Source organism: Micromonospora sp. RHAY321 (assembly GCF_023896955.1).
Taxonomy (GTDB): domain Bacteria; phylum Actinomycetota; class Actinomycetes; order Mycobacteriales; family Micromonosporaceae; genus Micromonospora.
In genome coordinates, this window is the sequence record NZ_JAMHIW010000005.1 from 249,913 (window position 1) to 266,587 (window position 16,675).

The 16,675-nt window shown below is 70.9% G+C and carries 15 protein-coding genes and 1 tRNA gene; 11 read left to right on the top strand and 5 right to left on the bottom strand.

What is annotated here, in order from left to right:
• Positions 1-27 precede the first annotated feature (27 nt).
• Positions 28-312 (bottom strand): hypothetical protein, encoded by a 285-nt coding sequence (locus M8C17_RS14670; RefSeq protein WP_252416997.1) that lies wholly within the window; start codon positions 310-312, stop codon positions 28-30.
• A gap of 626 nt (positions 313-938) precedes the next feature.
• On the opposite strand from M8C17_RS14670, the gene M8C17_RS14675 reads away from it, so the two are divergent.
• The 3 genes from M8C17_RS14675 (at position 939) to M8C17_RS14685 (ending at position 2,628) form a co-directional block, all read left to right on the top strand.
• Positions 939-1,820 (top strand): helix-turn-helix transcriptional regulator, encoded by an 882-nt coding sequence (locus tag M8C17_RS14675; RefSeq protein WP_252416998.1) that lies wholly within the window; start codon positions 939-941, stop codon positions 1,818-1,820.
• Entirely contained in the window at positions 1,790-2,011 is a 222-nt protein-coding gene (locus M8C17_RS14680; protein WP_121656330.1) for a DUF397 domain-containing protein, read from the top strand. Before M8C17_RS14675 ends, M8C17_RS14680 begins: the two co-directional genes overlap by 31 nt.
• A 215-nt stretch (positions 2,012-2,226) precedes the next feature.
• Positions 2,227-2,628 carry a hypothetical protein gene (locus M8C17_RS14685; RefSeq protein WP_252416999.1) on the top strand — a complete coding sequence of 134 codons (402 nt, stop codon included), beginning with the start codon at positions 2,227-2,229 and terminating at the stop codon, positions 2,626-2,628.
• On the opposite strand, the gene M8C17_RS14690 is transcribed toward M8C17_RS14685, so the two are convergent.
• Positions 2,596-3,195 (bottom strand): hypothetical protein, encoded by a 600-nt coding sequence (locus tag M8C17_RS14690; RefSeq protein ID WP_252417000.1) that lies wholly within the window; start codon positions 3,193-3,195, stop codon positions 2,596-2,598. The genes M8C17_RS14685 and M8C17_RS14690 overlap by 33 nt on opposite strands.
• 215 nt (positions 3,196-3,410) lie before the next feature.
• Between M8C17_RS14690 and M8C17_RS14695 the strand changes: the two genes are divergently transcribed.
• Positions 3,411-5,282 carry a S8 family serine peptidase gene (locus M8C17_RS14695; protein ID WP_252417001.1) on the top strand — a complete coding sequence of 624 codons (1,872 nt, stop codon included), beginning with the start codon at positions 3,411-3,413 and terminating at the stop codon, positions 5,280-5,282.
• 66 nt (positions 5,283-5,348) lie between these two features.
• Here the strand turns inward: M8C17_RS14695 and M8C17_RS14700 are convergent, their stop codons facing one another.
• From M8C17_RS14700 to M8C17_RS14710, 3 genes are all read right to left on the bottom strand, one after another.
• Positions 5,349-6,155 (bottom strand): WecB/TagA/CpsF family glycosyltransferase, encoded by an 807-nt coding sequence (locus M8C17_RS14700; protein WP_252417002.1) that lies wholly within the window; start codon positions 6,153-6,155, stop codon positions 5,349-5,351.
• Positions 6,152-7,267 carry an NAD-dependent epimerase/dehydratase family protein gene (locus M8C17_RS14705; protein ID WP_252417003.1) on the bottom strand — a complete coding sequence of 372 codons (1,116 nt, stop codon included), beginning with the start codon at positions 7,265-7,267 and terminating at the stop codon, positions 6,152-6,154. Before M8C17_RS14705 ends, M8C17_RS14700 begins: the two co-directional genes overlap by 4 nt.
• A 68-nt stretch (positions 7,268-7,335) precedes the next feature.
• A tRNA-Leu gene (locus tag M8C17_RS14710) sits at positions 7,336-7,418 on the bottom strand.
• Positions 7,419-7,625: 207 nt separating this feature from the next.
• On the opposite strand from M8C17_RS14710, the gene M8C17_RS14715 reads away from it, so the two are divergent.
• Genes M8C17_RS14715 through pknB form a run of 7 tightly spaced genes read left to right on the top strand, consistent with a single transcriptional unit; the run spans position 7,626 to position 16,629 of the window.
• Entirely contained in the window at positions 7,626-8,414 is a 789-nt protein-coding gene (locus M8C17_RS14715) for a DUF3662 and FHA domain-containing protein (RefSeq protein WP_252417004.1), read from the top strand.
• 6 nt (positions 8,415-8,420) lie between these two features.
• Positions 8,421-8,906: an FHA domain-containing protein gene (locus tag M8C17_RS14720; RefSeq protein ID WP_074315675.1), complete on the top strand. Its 486-nt coding sequence runs from the start codon at positions 8,421-8,423 to the stop codon at positions 8,904-8,906.
• The gene (locus tag M8C17_RS14725) at positions 8,903-10,378 is read left to right on the top strand and encodes a PP2C family serine/threonine-protein phosphatase (protein ID WP_252417005.1); all 1,476 of its coding nucleotides are present in this window, start codon (positions 8,903-8,905) and stop codon (positions 10,376-10,378) included. The genes M8C17_RS14720 and M8C17_RS14725 overlap by 4 nt, the downstream gene beginning before the upstream one ends.
• A 30-nt stretch (positions 10,379-10,408) precedes the next feature.
• Positions 10,409-11,899: an FtsW/RodA/SpoVE family cell cycle protein gene (locus M8C17_RS14730; protein ID WP_252417006.1), complete on the top strand. Its 1,491-nt coding sequence runs from the start codon at positions 10,409-10,411 to the stop codon at positions 11,897-11,899.
• Positions 11,896-13,401, top strand: a complete 1,506-nt coding sequence (locus M8C17_RS14735) for a penicillin-binding protein 2 (RefSeq protein WP_252417007.1) — start codon at positions 11,896-11,898, stop codon at positions 13,399-13,401. The genes M8C17_RS14730 and M8C17_RS14735 overlap by 4 nt, the downstream gene beginning before the upstream one ends.
• A 1-nt stretch (position 13,402) precedes the next feature.
• The gene (locus M8C17_RS14740; protein WP_252417008.1) at positions 13,403-14,818 is read left to right on the top strand and encodes a serine/threonine-protein kinase; all 1,416 of its coding nucleotides are present in this window, start codon (positions 13,403-13,405) and stop codon (positions 14,816-14,818) included.
• Entirely contained in the window at positions 14,815-16,629 is a 1,815-nt protein-coding gene (pknB, locus tag M8C17_RS14745) for a Stk1 family PASTA domain-containing Ser/Thr kinase (protein WP_252417009.1), read from the top strand. Before M8C17_RS14740 ends, pknB begins: the two co-directional genes overlap by 4 nt.
• Positions 16,630-16,675: the final 46 nt, after the last annotated feature.

The following is a 16,675-nucleotide window of genomic DNA, read 5'->3' on the forward strand; positions in this document are numbered from 1 at the left end:
ACGCCCACCGGCGGCGGATCGCGTTGGTCAGCCCACCCGGACGGGAGTACGGACGACGGGGCGCCGGGTCCGTACGGTGTGCGGGCGGGCCTCCGGTGCGGACTGCACCTGTTGCAGCCCTTCCCGCTGGACGAAGATCGACCGTCGGGTGACCGCGTCGCCCGCCGCGTTCAACTCGTAGCCGTCGAGCCAGAGCCAACCGTCGTAGGTCGGCCAGTCGAGCACCCGGATCACCCGGTATCTGATGGGCCTGAGGAACTGGACACTCGCCGCGCGAGTCACGTGCAGTACGTCACCGGAGCGGGGAAGCACATGGGCTCCTGGGGAGGTCGGCCGGCGGTTGCGCCAGCGGTGACTGATCGGGGGAACGCCTCGGCCCGGTGACGGGATCGCGCCTCGGGGACCGGTGGTGCGGTTGGTGGTGGTCGGGCCGTACTCCGCTGGTGGCGTGCCGCCACCCGACCATCACTCGACTGCTTCCGGGAACCGCGCCCGCCGCCGCAGCTTGCCGGCTTGCAGCGGCGGGGTCTTCACCCCGGAGCAGGTCTCGGTGTCGCTGGCCGGGCCCGCGTCGCATCGGCTTCCCCGGATCGGTGGGATGACCACACCGGGGGACCGGACGGAGACGCTGAGTGATCCGTGCCATACGGACAGACTGCATCAGGGACGTGCTTCATGCAAGTTGCACGTCGACTTTTGCCTATACGTGAGTCGCTGATCGAAAGCGGCGCTTGAAGCCATCCGCGTCCGGACGGCACACTGAGGGCCGGTTTCGCCCGTCGCGGCCGGCCGATGACCGGCACCACCCCTTTCGCCGCGAACGCTCGCCGGTCGACGGTCGCGCCCCCGGCGGGTGCAGCCAGTGGCGCGTCGACCGGAGGTAGCCCGAGTGGGGTCGAGCAGCCAGCGGCGAGGATCAGCGAGGCAGTGGTTGCGCCATGAGTGAGCGGCGCAGCCCAACCATCCGACGGCGACGGCTCGGTGCCGAGCTGCGCCGTCAGCGGGAGTCCGCCGGCATCACCATCGAGGTGGTGGCCGAGCAGTTGGAGTGCTCGGCGTCGAAGATCTCCCGCATCGAGACCGGGCACACGTCGGCCACACCGCGCGACGTCCGCGACATGCTGCGGATCTACGGCGTGGTGGGTGCCGAGAGCGACGAACTCGTGCAGATCGCCCGGGAGGCGCGGCAGAAGGGCTGGTGGCACCCGTACAGCACGGTGCTGGTCGGTGCGTACGTCGGGCTGGAGGCCGCGGCGAGTTCGATCCGGGCATACGAGCAGCAGGTGGTGCCCGGTCTGTTGGAGACCGAGGAGTACGCCGGGGCGATGATCCGCGCCGCCCGGCCGGACTTCACGGCCGATCAGGTACATCAGCGGGTGCGTGTCCGTCTGGGCCGTCAGTCGTTGTTGACCCAGGACGATCCGGTCGATCTGTGGGTGGTGCTCGATGAGGCGGTGGTAAGCAGGCCGGTGGGCGGGGACGAGGTGATGCGTGGCCAGCTCAAACGGCTGGTCGAGGTTGCCGAACTGCCGAACGTGACGTTGCAGATCCTGCCCTTCGAGGTGGGTGCGCACGCCGGCATGGACGGGACCTTCACGATCCTCAGCTTCCCCGAGCCCGGTGATCCGGATGTCGTGTACGCGGAGAACGCCACGGGTGGGCTCTTCCTGGAGAAGAGCGACGAACTACAGAAGTACAGCTTCATCTTCGATCACATCCGCGCTGCGGCCATTCGTCCGGAGGAGTCCGTCGCACACATCGCAAAACTGGCAGAGGAGCCGTTGTGGAAATGGCGACCAAGGGGTTCCCCGTGGACCTGACGCAGGCAACGTGGTTCAAGAGCTCGAAGAGCGGGCCGAACTGTGACAACTGCGTGGAGGTGGCGTACGTGACCGGGGCGGTCGGAGTGCGGGACTCGAAGGACAAGGCCGGCCCGGCCCTGGTCTTCGCCCCGGGTGACTGGCACGCCTTCGTCGCCGGCACCAGAGGTGGTGTGTTCGGCTCGGCCTGACCACGTGGGTCACGGGGGTCCCCGTCCGGTTCGACCGGACGGGGACCTTCCCGTGTCCAGCGCCGCCGGGCCACGGGTGCGTGCCGACGGCGGGCCGGCGAGGTTCCGTCGGGATTCCCGTCGCCACAGCGGGTCCGCCTCGTTGAACCGGTCGGTACGGCGCTGGTCCACGACCCGCCGCACCGATCCGCAACCGAGCGAGGTAGGCGAGACAGATGACGACGATCGGGTCTGACAACCTCACCAACGGTCCGGGCAAGCCGGAGCGGTTCGGTGGCAAGTACCGCGGGGCGCGTCGGGACACCGTACTGACCGAGGTGGTCTCGACCGACCAGGAGTTGAGCGGGCGCGAGGGGTCGGCGTCCGAGACGGCCGACCCGCCGCTCTCCCTGCCGTCGTTGGACCCGAACCCGCTGGTCGAGCCGTCCTTCCCACCGACCGGCTGGCCGATGGAGGCCGCCGGGTCGCTGGCTGACCACCCGTTGCTGCGTGGCCTGCTGATGGAGCTGCCGCCGAAGGGCAGCGTGCCGCCACCGGGCTGGCTGGACCGCTGGTTCGAGGCGACCCGGGCGATCCTGGAGTTGCTATACGTGCAGGGGCCCGGGCGCTCGCGCTGACCGCTGTGCGTCCGGCCGGGCCCGCTCGGCGAGCCTGCTGTGCCGGAGCGCGTGTCGGACGCCGATGGCCAGGATCCCGAGCGCGCCGACGGTGATCGCCGGACCGGTGACGCCCGGTACGGCGAGCAGATCGGTGCCGTTCGCCGCGACCACTGCGGGCACGGTCAGCACACCGGTGACCTGCAACGGGAGCCCGATCAGAGGGTGCGCCGCAGCGGCCCGAAGGCCGTACGGCGTGGGTGTCTCCGGCGCTGCGGCGAACGCTCCCGCGCCGGCCCGGAGCCGGCGCACCCGGCGTACGGTGCAGACCGCCACCACGAGTGCGGGGAGCCCGGCGAGATTGAGGGCGGCGGCGGCCTGATCGGCCGGGGCGTTTCCGGCACTGAACAACCCGGCCGCAAGCACGGTCGCCGTGAGCGTCAGACCCACGAGGGTCAGGATGAGCAGGTGCCCGGCGCGTCGGCGCAGCGCGCGGGCGCGGCCAAGCCGGGGCAGGCCGTCCGCGACCACGCCGGCGGCCACCCACAGGACGGTGATCGGCAGCAGGGCGGCGAGGGGGCTATCCATGCTGGTCAGCCTCTCCGATCGGGGCCGTCCGCGAATCCGGGCGCAGCCCTCGTTCGTCCCGGACGCCGTCCCCGTAGGGGGGCATCCTCTCCGCGTTATGGACGATGCGACATGTTTATCTTCATCACTGCACTGACCTACTCTCGGAAAGATCGGCCGTCATGGATCTGAGCGGGACCCGCGTCGGGCGGCTGCCGGTCGGAGGGAGGTAAGAGATGCGTCTTGCCCACAGGTCCGCACTCGTCGGGGTGGCAGCACTGACCCTGTTGGCCGCTGCCACACCCGCCCTGGCCGCCGAACCGTCCGGAGCCATCCGGGCGGCGGGTGGGGACACGGCCGTCGCGGACAGCTACATCGTCGTCTTCAAGGACACCGCCGTCAGCCGGGGCACGGTCGGCGACAACGCGGACCGGCTGGTCGGCCGGCACGGCGGCACGGTGGCCCGCACCTACGGCGCGGCGCTGCGCGGCTTCGAGGTCCGGGTCGGCGCGAAGGCCGCCGCGCGGATCGCCGCCGACCCGGCGGTGGCGTACGTCGAGCAGAACCACACCGTCTCGATCGCCGGCACCCAGACCAACCCGCCATCCTGGGGCCTGGACCGGATCGATCAGCGGAACCTGCCCCTGAACAGCTCGTACACCTACCCGAACACGGCGTCGAACGTCCGCGCCTACATCATCGACACCGGCGTGCTGTACGGGCACAACGACTTCGGCGGACGGGCCGTCTCCGGCTTCGACGCGGTGGACGGTGGCTCTGCCGACGACTGCAACGGCCACGGCACGCACGTGGCGGGGACGGTTGGCGGCTCGGCGTACGGGGTGGCCAAGGGTGTTCAGATCGTCGGCGTCCGAGTGCTCAACTGCCAGGGCAGCGGCACCAACGCCCAGGTGGTGGCCGGTATCGACTGGGTGACCGCGAACGCGGTCAAGCCGGCGGTGGCGAACATGAGCCTCGGTGGTGGCGCCAACAGCTCGATCGACACGGCCGTCACGAACTCGATCAACTCTGGCGTCACGTACGCGGTCGCCGCCGGCAACGGCAACGCCCTCGGCGTCCGGCAGAACGCCTGCAACTACTCCCCGGCCCGGGTCGCCTCCGCGATCACCGTGGGTGCGACGCAGAACAACGACGCCGCGGCGAGCTTCTCCAACTTCGGCACCTGCGTCGACATCCTGGCCCCGGGCGTCAACATCACCTCGGCCTGGTACACCGGCAGCAGCGCGACGAACACGATCAGCGGCACCTCGATGGCGTCGCCGCACGTCGCCGGCGCGGCGGCGCTGGCACTCTCGGCGAACCCGTCCTGGAGCCCGCAGCAGGTCCGGGACAACCTGGTCAACAACTCCACCCCGAACGTGGTGACCAACGTCGGCACCGGCACCCCGAACCAGCTGCTCTACGTCGTGAACGGCACCCCGCCGGCCAACGACTTCTCGATCTCGGTGTCGCCGACCTCCGGCTCCACCGCTCCGGGCGGCTCGGTGACGGCCACCGTCGGCACGGCCACCACCGCCGGCTCCGCCCAGTCGGTCAGCCTCTCCGCCAGCGGCCTGCCGGCCGGCGCGACCGCGTCGTTCAGCCCGTCGACGGTGACCTCGGGCGGCTCGTCCACCCTCACCATCGCCACCTCGGCGAGCACCCCCGCTGGCAGCTACCCGGTCACCATCACCGGCAGCGGCGCGGCGGGCACCCGCACGGCCACCTACACGTTGACCGTGACCGGTTCGGGTGGCGGCGGCTGCTCCGGCAGCAACGGCACCGACGTCGCGATCCCGGACACCGGCGCCACAGCGTCCAGCTCGATCACGATCGCCGGCTGCGGCCGCAACGCCTCGGCGTCCTCGACCATCGCCGTGAACATCGTGCACACCTACCGCGGTGACCTGGTGATCGACCTGGTCGCCCCGGACGGCTCGGCGTACCGGCTGAAGAACAGCAGCTACTTCGACAGCGCCGACAACGTGAACACGACCTACACGGCCAACGTCTCCAGTGAGGCGGCGAACGGCACCTGGCGACTCCAGGTGCGGGACGTCTACTCCGGGGACACCGGCTACATCAACACCTGGACGCTGACCCTCTGACCTTGTTCCCACGGCCGAGGCCCCACCCGGAACGCCGGGTGGGGCCTCGTGCCGTGCCGATCAGGGTCAGACCGCGAAGGTGGGTGGCCGTTCGGTGGCCGGCGCCGGAGGGCGGGCCTTCCACAGGCCGGTCTTCTGCCCGGCGAGCCGGGTCAGGTAGGCCGGGTTGAGGATCAGGTAGCGGCGCCAGAGCCGCTTCGGCTCCAGGCCGAGCCGCCAGAACCACTCGAGCCCGGCACGCTGCATCCACGCCGGCGGCTGGTGCAGCAGCCCGGCGTGGTAGTCGAAGGCCGCGCCGACCGCCATCAGCGGCATGTCCAGCAGGGGCCGCATGGCGTACGCGAAGACCTCCTGGCGCGGGCAGCCGAGCCCGACCAGGACCAGCCGGGCACCGCTGGACCGGATCCGGTCGGCGATCTCGGCGTCCTCACCGGGCTGTACGGCACGGAACTTGGACGGCTCCACCCCGGCGATCTTCAGCGCCGGGAACATCCGCTCCAGGGCCGGGATCAGCCTGGCCAGGGTCTCCTCGGTCGAGCCGTACAGGTAGACGGGCAGGCCCTCGTCGGCGAAACGGGAGAGCACGTGCAGGGTCAGCGTCGGTCCGTAGACCCGGTCGGTGAGCCCGGCGTGGTGCAGCAGGTTGAGCGCCCAGCGCACCGGCTGCCCGTCGGGGGTGACCACGTCGAAGGAGTTGAGCCGCGCGTTGTGCGCCCGGTCCAGCACCCCGGTCATCACCCCGTGTACGGCCAGCGCGGTCAGCGCGAGTGGACGCCGCTCGTGCGCCGCGCTCACCACCGCCTCGGTCGCCGTGGCGTAGTCGGTGGCGTCGACCAGGACGCCGAGCACGTTGCGCTTCGTCTGAGTGGTCATGCCTGCGGCACCCACTTGTCCACGTTGGCCTCGTAGATCTCCCGCAGGATCATCGGCACGTCGTAGGTGATCCTCCAGTCCGGGTACTGCTTCTCGAACCGGTCCATGCTGCTGACGTACCACTGGTGGTCGCCGGTGCGGTTCTGCTCGACGTAGTTGATCCGCGCCTCGCGGCCGGTGATCTCCTCGGCGATCCGGAACGCCTCGATGTGCGAGGTGTTGGAGTGCCGGCCCCCGCCGAGGTTGTAGACCTCCGCCGAGCGTGGCGCCCGGAAGAACGCCTCGAACGCGGTCAGCACGTCATGCGAGTGGATCGCGTCGCGGACCATCTTGCCCTTGTAGCCGAACAGGTTGTATGTCCGGCCCTCCATCACGCAGCGCATCAGGTACGCCAGGAACCCGTGCAGCTCGGCCGCCGAGTGCGCCGGGCCGGTCAGCGTGCCGCCCCGGAAGCAGGCTGTCCTCATGTCGAAGTAGCGCCCGTACTCCTGGACCATCACGTCCGCGGCGACCTTCGAGGCGCCGAAGACCGAGTGCAGCGAGTTGTCGATCGACATCTCTTCGGTGATGCCCTTGTACCAGCGGTGGTCCTCGGGCAGCTCGTACCGGGTCTCCAGCTCGACCAGCGGCAGGCTGTTGGGCCGGTCACCGTAGACCTTGTTGGTCGAGCAGTGGATGAACGCCGCGTCGATCGCGTGCAGCCGCGTGTTCTCCAGGATGTTGAGCGTGCCGCCGGCGTTCACGTCGAAGTCCGTGTACGGCTCCTTGGCCGCCCAGTCGTGACTCGGCTGCGCCGCGCTGTGGATCACCACGGCGATGTCCGACCCGTACTTCTTGAAGACCTGCTCCAGGCCGTCCCGGTCCCGGATGTCGACTGCGAAGTGGGTGTAGGCGCTGCCCAGGTCCCGGCTCAACCGCTCCAGGCTCCACGAGGTGGAGCCGTCCTCGCCGAAGAAGTACCGACGCATGTCGTTGTCGATGCCGACGACGTCCAGACCGAGGCCGGCGAAGTGCCGGACCGCCTCGGAGCCGATCAGACCGCCCGACCCGGTCACCAACGCGACACTCACACGCCACTCCTGGTCCATCGGAGGAAGAGACCTTCGGAGCATAGCGTGATGCCCGGCACGCCCCGATATGACGGAAGGGCCCCGCATTCCGCGGAGCCCTCGCCTGTGGGTGGGGATGGGGGGAGTTGAACCCCCACGCCCTTTCGGGCACACGGACCTGAACCGTGCGCGTCTGCCATTCCGCCACATCCCCGTGGCACGACCCGGAACACTCTAGCTGCCCCGAACCCGCTGTCTCCAGCGGGCCTCGGAGATACTACGCTGTCCAAGGCGCTCGCCACGAGCGGTTACCGTTCGTGGCGGACGAAAGAGTAGCACGGTAGTCCCGGCCCACCCGAACGGGCCGGTAGCAGGCGGCCGAGCGGCGTGTGAGCTGCGCGCGCGCCGGCCGGATACCATCATGTCCTCGGGACCCGAGGAGGAGCCGGTGAGCGTGCTGCAACGCTTCGAGAAGCGTCTGGAAGGCCTGGTCGAAGGGGCTTTCGCCAAGGTCTTCAAAGGGGTGGTCCACCCCGTGGAGATCCTCAACGCCATGCAGCGGGAGGCCGAGGCGCACAAGGCGATCCTGGCCGGTGGGCGCACGTTGGTGCCCAACCGCTACGTGATCGATCTCTCGCCGTTCGACCACAGTCGGCTGGCGCCGTACGCCGCCGCGCTGGCCCAGGAGTTGGCCCAGTCGCAGGCGGAGTTCATCGGCGAGCAGGCCTGGACGGTCTACGGCGATGTGATCGTGGAGATTGAGCGGGGCGAGGGCCTGGACACGGGGATGTTCCGGGTCACCGCCGAGGTCTACACCGGCGGCGAGGTCGCCCCGGTGTCGGCACCCGGCTACGACGCCGGCCCGCCCGCGTACCCCGCGTACGACCAGGGTGGTGGCTACGGCCCGCCGCCCGGTCATGGTGGTGCCCGCAACGTCCGGCTGGTCTCGGGCGACGGGCGCACGTACCCCCTCCAGATGGGGTCGACGGTGATCGGTCGCGGCGACCAGGCCAACCTGCGCCTGCCCGACGTCGGCATCTCCCGGCGACACGCCCGGCTGGATTTTGACGGCGGACAGGTCGTGCTGACCGATCTGGGGTCGACCAACGGCACGATGGTCAACGGCCAGCGGGTCTCCGCGGTCGCCCTCAACCCCGGCGACATGGTTCAGCTCGGCACCACGACGCTGACCTTCCGCGTGGACGGCTGACCCGCCTTGCCGGAGCTGGTCATCACCGTTGCCCGGTTCGGGTTCCTGATCCTGCTGTGGATCTTCGTGTTCACGGTGGTCGGTGTGATCCGCCGGGACCTCTTCGCGGGAGCACGGTCCGGCCGCCTGGTGGCCGCGCCGCGCGCAGTGGGCGCCTCGACGGGGCAGGCGGCCAAGCCGGCGAAGGTGAAGCGGGGCAGGGCGGCACACCAGCTGGTGGTGACCGCCGGTCAGCTGGCCGGCACCCGGATCACTCTCGGTGAAGCGCAGATCACCATTGGTCGGGCTGAGGACTCCACCCTGGTCATCACCGACGACTACGCCTCCGCGCGGCACGCCCGGCTCGTGCCGCGCGACGGGCAGTGGTTCGTCGAGGACCTCGGCTCGACTAACGGCACGTACCTCGATCGCGCTAAGGTCACCGGACCAACCCCCGTCCCCCTCGGCGTGCCGATCCGGATCGGCCGCACTTCCCTCGAATTACGGCCATGACTCTGACCCTGCGCTATGCGGCCCACAGCGACCGCGGTCTGATCCGAGACGGTAATCAAGACTCCGTCTACGCCGGGCCGCGGCTACTCGCCGTCGCCGACGGCATGGGCGGCATGGCCGCCGGTGACGTCGCCAGCAACATCGTCATCGGTGCCATGGCGCCGCTCGACGAGGACGTCCCGGGGGACGCTCTCGTCGACGCGTTGCGTTCGGCCGTGGGCACCGCCAACCAACAACTCCGCGACACGGTGGACGCCAACCCGCAGCTGGAGGGGATGGGCACCACGCTGACGGCGACCCTCTTCTCCGGCAGCAAGCTGGGGATGGTCCACATCGGCGACTCGCGGGCCTATCTGCTGCGCAACGGCGAGTTCGCGCAGATCACCAAGGACGACACGTACGTCCAGATGCTCGTCGACGAGGGCCGGATCAGCGCCGAGGAGGCGAGCAGCCACCCGCAGCGGTCGCTGCTGACCCGCGCCCTGGACGGCCGGGACATCGACCCTGAGTACTCGGTGCGGCAGGTGTTGCCGGGCGACCGGTACCTGATCTGCAGCGACGGCCTCTCGGGCGTGGTCAGTGCCGACACCATCGGCGAGACCCTGCGTGAGTACCCCGACCCGCAGAAGTGCGTCGAGCGGCTGGTGCAGCTCGCGCTGCGCGGCGGCGGGCCGGACAACATCACGGTGATCATCGCCGACGCCACCGACCACGACATCGTCGAGGCGACGCCGATCGTCGGCGGCGCCGCCGCCCGCGACCGGGGCATGGCCACCTCCGCCGACGACTCGACCCCGGCCGCCCGGGCCTCGGCGCTCTCCGCGCCGCGTCCTCCCGCCCCGGAGGAGCCGGCGTCCCAGGACGACGACGAACCGGAGCGGCGGAAGCACCGGCCGGTGCGGGCGACCGCCATGGCGCTGGCCCTGCTGGTGATCCTCGGCGGCGGCGTCTTCGCCGGCTGGACCTACACCCAGCGGCAGTACTACGTGGGTGCCACCGAGGAGGGGCAGGTCGCTGTCTTCCGGGGCATCCAGGGTCAGATCGCCGGAATGGACCTCTCCAGCGTGCACCGCACCAGCGGTACCCGGCTGGACGACCTCACCGTCGCGGCGCAGGACACCGTCAAGGTGGGCATCCGGGCCAAGAGCGAGCCGGACGCCGAGCGCCAGCTCGCCGAGCTGACCAGCGACACCCCGAGCAACCCGAACCTGAAGCCGCTCTGCCCGGCCGACCCCACCACGGCGGGTGGCGCGCCGACGCCGACCCCGACGCCTGCCGGGACGACCCCGGCGCCGAACGGCAGCCCCAGTGCCGGCGCGCCGGTGACCCCCAACGGGGTCGTCAGCCCAACGCCGACCACTGACGCCACCGCCGCCGTCGGTGCGACCGGCCCGACCACCACACCCGACGCCACGCCCTCCGACCCGGCCAGTCCGGCGCTCGACCCGGCCGGTTGCCGGTCTCCCGAGTGAGCGTCGGCTGAGATCCCGAGGACTCCACCCGTGACCGTAGCGGCCACACCGGCACCCTCGCCCGCCACCACGGGCGGGGAGTCCGGCGTACGCCTGGCCCGGTCCCGACGCAACGCCGAGCTGTCCCTGCTGCTGCTCGCCATGGTGCTGGTGGCCGCGTACGGGGCGACCGTCGAGGCGAACCTGCTGGACACGGTGACCCCGGACTTCTGGATGCCCGCCGCCGCACTCGGCGCGGTCTTCCTCGGCCTGCACCTGGTCATCCGGTTCCTCGCCCCGTTCGCCGACCCGGCGCTGCTGCCGGCGGTGGCCCTGCTCAACGGTCTCGGGGTGGGCTTCCTGCGCCGGATCGACCTGGGTGAGGCCGCCCCGGTCGACCGGGAGAGTCTCGCGATCTTCGCCGGCATCGGCGGGCGGCAGTTGGCCTGGACGCTCGCCTCGGTGATCCTCGCCGCCGGGCTGCTCGCCATCATGCGTGACCACCGTTCGGTCTCCCGGTACGCGTACACCCTGGGTCTGGCCGGCATCGTGCTGGTGATGCTCCCGGCGGTGCTGCCGAGCAGCATCTCCGAGATCAACGGAGCCAAGCTGTGGATCCGGATCGGTGGCTTCTCCATCCAGCCGGGTGAGTTCGCCAAGCTGGCGCTGCTGGTCTTCTTCGCCTACTACCTGGTGCGCAAGCGCGAGGTGCTGTCGCTGGCCAGCCGGCGTTTCCTCGGCATCGACTTCCCGCGCGGGCGCGACCTCGGCCCGGTGGTCGTGGTCTGGCTGATCAGCCTCCTGGTGCTCGTGTTCGAGAAGGACCTGGGCACCTCGCTGCTGTACTTCGGCATGTTCGTGGTGACGCTCTACATCGCCACCGAACGGGTCAGCTGGCTGCTGATCGGCCTGGTCCTCTTCTTCGGCGGCGCCTACCTCGCCTACGTCCTCGGCGAGATGGTCGGCGGCCCCTTCGCCAACTTCTACCTGCGTGCGGAGATCTGGCTGGATCCGTTCGCCGACCCGACCGACAAGGGCTACCAGCTCGTCCAGGGGCTGCTCGCCCTCGGCACGGGCGGGCTCTTCGGCGCCGGGCCGGGCGGCGGTCAGCCGGAGATCCTGCCCGAGGTGCAGAACGACTTCATCTTCGCCGGCATCGGTGAGGAGATCGGCCTCTTCGGGCTCTCCGCGCTGCTGGTCGTCTACCTGCTCATCGTGGAGCGGGGCCTGCGCGCCGCGCTCGCGGTCCGGGACTCGTTCGGCAAGCTGCTCGCCGGTGGTCTCGCGTTCACCCTCGGCCTGCAGGTCTTCGTGATCGTCGGCGGGATCAGCAAGCTCATCCCGCTGACCGGCCAGACCACCCCGTTCCTGTCCGCCGGTGGCTCGTCACTGATGGCGAACTGGCTGCTCATCGCGGTTCTGCTGCGGGTCTCCGACGGAGCCCGCCGGCCGGTCACGGGGGGTGGCGGCAAGGCCGCCCGGCCCGCCGGTGGCCCGCCCGAGCAGCTGCACGGTGCTCCCACGGAGGTGATCAAACCGTGAACGCACCCCTGCGCCGCGTCGGCGTCGTCGTCATGGTCCTGTTCGGCCTGCTCTTCGCCAACCTCAACTGGATCCAGGCATACAAGGCCGACGAGTACCGCACCAGCGACTACAACGGCCGGGTCCAGGTCGCCGAGTACGAGCGTAAGCGCGGCAACATCGAGGCCGGCGGCACGGCGCTGGCCACCAGCAAGGAGACCAGCGGCAAGCTGAAGTTCCAGCGCACCTACCCGGGCGGGGCCAAGTACGCGCAGGTGCTCGGCTACAAGCCGGTCAACCTGGCCGACACCGGCATCGAGCGGGTGGAGAACGATTTCCTCGCCGGCACCAGCGACCAGCTGATCGGCGACCGGTTCAAGGACATGTTCACCGGCGACCAGACCGGCGGCGGCAATGTGCTGCTCACCCTCTCCAAGCGTGCCCAGGACGTGGCGTACGACCAGATGCGCAACAACCAGCAGGGGGTGAAGAAGGGCGCGGCGATCGCCATCGACCCGCGTACCGGGGCGGTGCAGGCGCTGGTCTCCATGCCCAGCTTCGACCCGAACCCGCTGGCCAGCCACGACACCAACGAGGCGGCCGCGGCGTACAACAAGCTGGAGCAGGATCCGGATGGCCCGCTGAAGAACCGCGCGCTCGGCGAGACGCTGCCGCCCGGCTCCACCTTCAAGATCGTGGTGGCCGCGGCCGCGCTGGAGAACGGCATCAGCAAGTCCACCCAGATCCCGGCCGGCTCCAGCTACACCCCGCCCACCTCCGGCGAGCCGATCCGCAACGCCCATCCGTCGATCTGCCCCGAGCCGCAGGTCACCCTGCTGGACGCGGTGACCGAATCGTGCAACACCGGCTTCGCCCAGCTCGGTGTGCGCCTGGGCGCCAACACCATCAAGGAGAAGGCGCGGCAGTTCGGCTTCGAGCAGGACGACCTCACCGTCGGCCAGCTCGGCGAGGACGGCCTTCCGACGGCGGCCAGCCGGACCGGCACCATCCAGAACGCCGACGGCGGGGACGACCCCGCCGCGCTCGCCCAGTCCTCGATCGGCCAGCGGGACGTCCGGATGACCCCGCTGCAGGGCGCGATGATCGCCGGCGCGGTCGCCAACGGTGGCAGCCAGATGCGGCCGTACCTGGTCCGGCAGCTGCTCGCCCCGGACCGGACGACCAGCTACTACACCGCCAAGCCGAGGGAGCTGCGCCAGCCGGTCTCCGGTCAGGTCGCCGGTGACCTGCGCGACATGATGGTCAGCGTGGTCCAGAAGGGCACCGGCGAGAAGGCGGCGATCAACGGCTACACGGTCGGCGGCAAGACCGGCACGGCGCAGTCCGCGCCGGACCGACCCGACCACGGCTGGTTCATCGGCTTCGCGCTGGACAAGAACGGCACCCCGGTCTCCGCGGTCTGTGTCGTCCTGGAGCAGGCCGGCAGCGGCGGCAGCGCCGAGGCGGCCCGGATCGGCGGCCAGATCATGCGGGCCGCCATCGCCGACCCCGGGGGCCGCTGACATGCTCAGCCCCGGCGTCCAGCTCGGTAACCGCTACCGTCTCGACGAGCGGATCGCCAGCGGCGGCATGGGCGACGTCTGGCGCGGCACCGACCAGGTGCTCGGCCGGACGGTCGCGGTGAAGAGCCTGCTGCCCGCGCTGCTCGACGACCCGGACTTCGCCGAGCGGTTCCGCGGCGAGGCCCGGACGATGGCCACCATCAACCACCCCGGTGTGGTGGACGTCTACGACTTCGGCAACGACCAGCAGATCGCCTTCCTGGTCATGGAGTACGTCGAGGGCGACGCCCTGTCGTCCACGCTGAGCCGCGTGGGCCGGCTCACTCCGGCCCGGACGATGGCACTCGTCGCGCAGGCCGCCGACGCGCTGCACGCAGCCCACGAGAAGGGCATCGTGCACCGCGACGTGAAGCCGGGCAACCTGCTGGTCCGGCCGAACGGCACGCTGGTGCTGACCGACTTCGGCATCGCCCGCTCCGACCTGGTCGGCCAGCTCACCGCCGCCGGTTCGGTGCTCGGCACCGCCTCCTACATCTCGCCCGAGCAGGCCACCGGCGGGGTCGCCACCCCGGCATCCGACGTGTACGCGCTCGGCGTGGTCGCGTACCAGTGCCTCGCCGGACGGCGACCGTTCGAGGGCGACAACGCGCTCGACATCGCCATGCGGCACGTCCGGGAGACGCCCAGGCCGCTGCCCGCCGACATCCCGCCGCAGGTCCGGGCCGTGGTGGAACGGGCGCTGGCGAAGGACCCGGCCGCCCGTTGGCCCAGCGCCGCCGCCCTCGCCGGGGTCGCCCGCCAGCTCAAGGCCGCGCTCTCCCAGCAGGCCAGGGCCGGTGGCCAGTCCGGGCCGATCTCCGGGGTGCCGTCCTCGCCTGCCGCGCCCGGCCGGGCCCAGGTGCCGCAGGCGCCGCACCACCGCCCGCCGGGTGCCCCGCACCGCCCGCCGGCCGCCGCACAGCGGCCGACCGCGATCGCGCCGGCCCAGCAGCCCCGCCCCACCGCCGTCGCACCGGCCGCCCCGCACGCCCGGCCGCCGGTCGCCCCGACCGGTTACCCACGCGGCGCGGCGGCGGTCCCGCCTGCACACACCCGGCAGGAGCACCCGCCGGCGTACGTCCGGCAGGCCGGCCCGGCGCTGCCGGCACCCGACCCCCGCCGGTCCCGCCCCGGAATGGTGCTTCTCGCCATCCTGCTGGCCGTACTGGTCCTGCTCTGCTCCGGCGTGATTTCCTACAACCTGCGGAAGCAGTCGCAGGCTGGTGAAGCGGATGCACCGGCCGCACAGACCGTGACGTCCGGCGCGCTGGGGCTCGACGGACGCGACGATGCGACCCGGACGTCGTACCGTCGTGAGGTACGGCTCCAGCCGGGCGACGGCGGGACGACGACGAGCGAAGGACGACAGACGCGATGACAGCGCAGGCCCGCCTGCTCGGTGGCAGGTACCAGGTCGGCGAGCTGCTCGGCTATGGCGGCATGGCCGAGGTGCACCGCGGTCGCGACCTCCGGCTCGGTCGGGACGTCGCGATCAAGATGCTCCGCACCGACCTCGCCCGGGACGCGACGTTCCAGATGCGGTTCCGTCGTGAGGCGCAGAACGCCGCCTCGCTCAACCACCCGGCGATCGTGGCGGTCTACGACACCGGCGAGGAGACCGCGCCCACCGGCGAGACGCTGCCGTTCATCGTCATGGAGTTCGTCAACGGACGAACCCTGAAGGAGGTGCTCGGCGCCGAGGGCCGGCTGCAGCCCCGCCGCGCGCTGGAGATCTGCGCCGACATGTGCGCGGCGCTCGAGTTCAGCCACCGGCACGGCATCATCCACCGGGACATCAAGCCGGGCAACGTCATGCTCACCCAGACCGGCCAGGTCAAGGTGATGGACTTCGGTATCGCCCGGGCGCTGGCCAGCGGTGCGACCACCATGACGCAGACCAGCGCGGTCATCGGCACGGCGCAGTACCTCTCGCCGGAGCAGGCACGCGGTGAGGCCGTCGACGCCCGCTCCGACGTGTACGCGGCCGGCTGCGTGCTCTTCGAGCTGGTCTGCGGCCACCCGCCGTTCGTCGGGGACAGCCCGGTCAGTGTCGCCTACCAGCACGTGCGGGAGACGCCGCCGACGCCGAGTGACATCAACCCGGACGTCACCCCGGCGGTCGACGCGATCGTGCTCAAGGCGCTGTCGAAGAACCCGCTCAACCGCTACCAGAGTGCCGGCGAGATGCGCGCCGACCTTCTCCGCGCCGCCGCTGGCCGTCCGGTGCTGGCCACCCCGGTGCTGCGCGAGGCGGAGACGGTGGCGATGGCCCCCGCCGGTGGCGGTGGCGGCTACCCGCCTGCCGCCGGCGCGCAGCAGACCCGGCAGATTCCGGCCCGGGTCGGCGATCCCCGCCAGCGCAAGGCGTCCTCCTGGCTGATCGCGACGTTCAGCGCGGTCGGCGTTCTCGCGGTGATCGCGCTGGTCGCCGCCCTGCTCTGGAGTCAGCAGCAGGACAAGAACCTGAAGTCGGTGCCCACCGTCACCGGGAAGAGCCAGGAAGCCGCGATCACCGAACTCCGCAACGCCGGCTTCCAGGTGCAGGTGGGCGAGGTCCAGAACGCCACCTGCACGAAGGGCGCGGTGGACAGCCAGAGCCCGCAGCCGGGCACCCGCCTGGCCGAGGCTGGCACGGTGACCATCCAGATCTGTGGCGGCAAGCCGGACGTGAGGATTCCCTCCGGTCTGGTCAACTCGCAGCTCGAGAACGTCAAGGACCAGCTCGAGGGCCAGGGCTTGGTGGTCGAGGAGCGGCAGGTGGACAACCCGGCGCAGAAGGGCATCGTGGTCAAGGTGACCCCGCCGTCCGGGTCCACTGTCCCCGGCGGGAGCAAGGTGACCGTCGACGTCTCGCGGGGCAACGTCGGCAAGGTCCCGAACGTCATCAACTCCACCCGGGACGAGGCCGCCCAGGAGCTTCGCGAAGCGGGTTACAAGGTCGCCTTCCGCGACGGTGACGAGGTGCCGGCCGACCAGGCCGGACGGGTCCAGAAGCAGAGCCCGGATCCCGGCACCGAGCTGGCCCAGAACAGGACGGTGACCATCGAGATCAGCATCCCGGAGAAGGTCGACCCGACGCCCACCACGCCGGTGACGCCGACGCCGACGCCGACGGGCACGCCGACCGGCAACGGGGGTGGCTCTGGTCTGCCGTGGCCGTTCCCACCGAGCCGGCTCCCGGAGGAGTAGGCCGGGTGTCCCGGTTCCCGGGCCCACCGGTATGAGTGTCGACGAG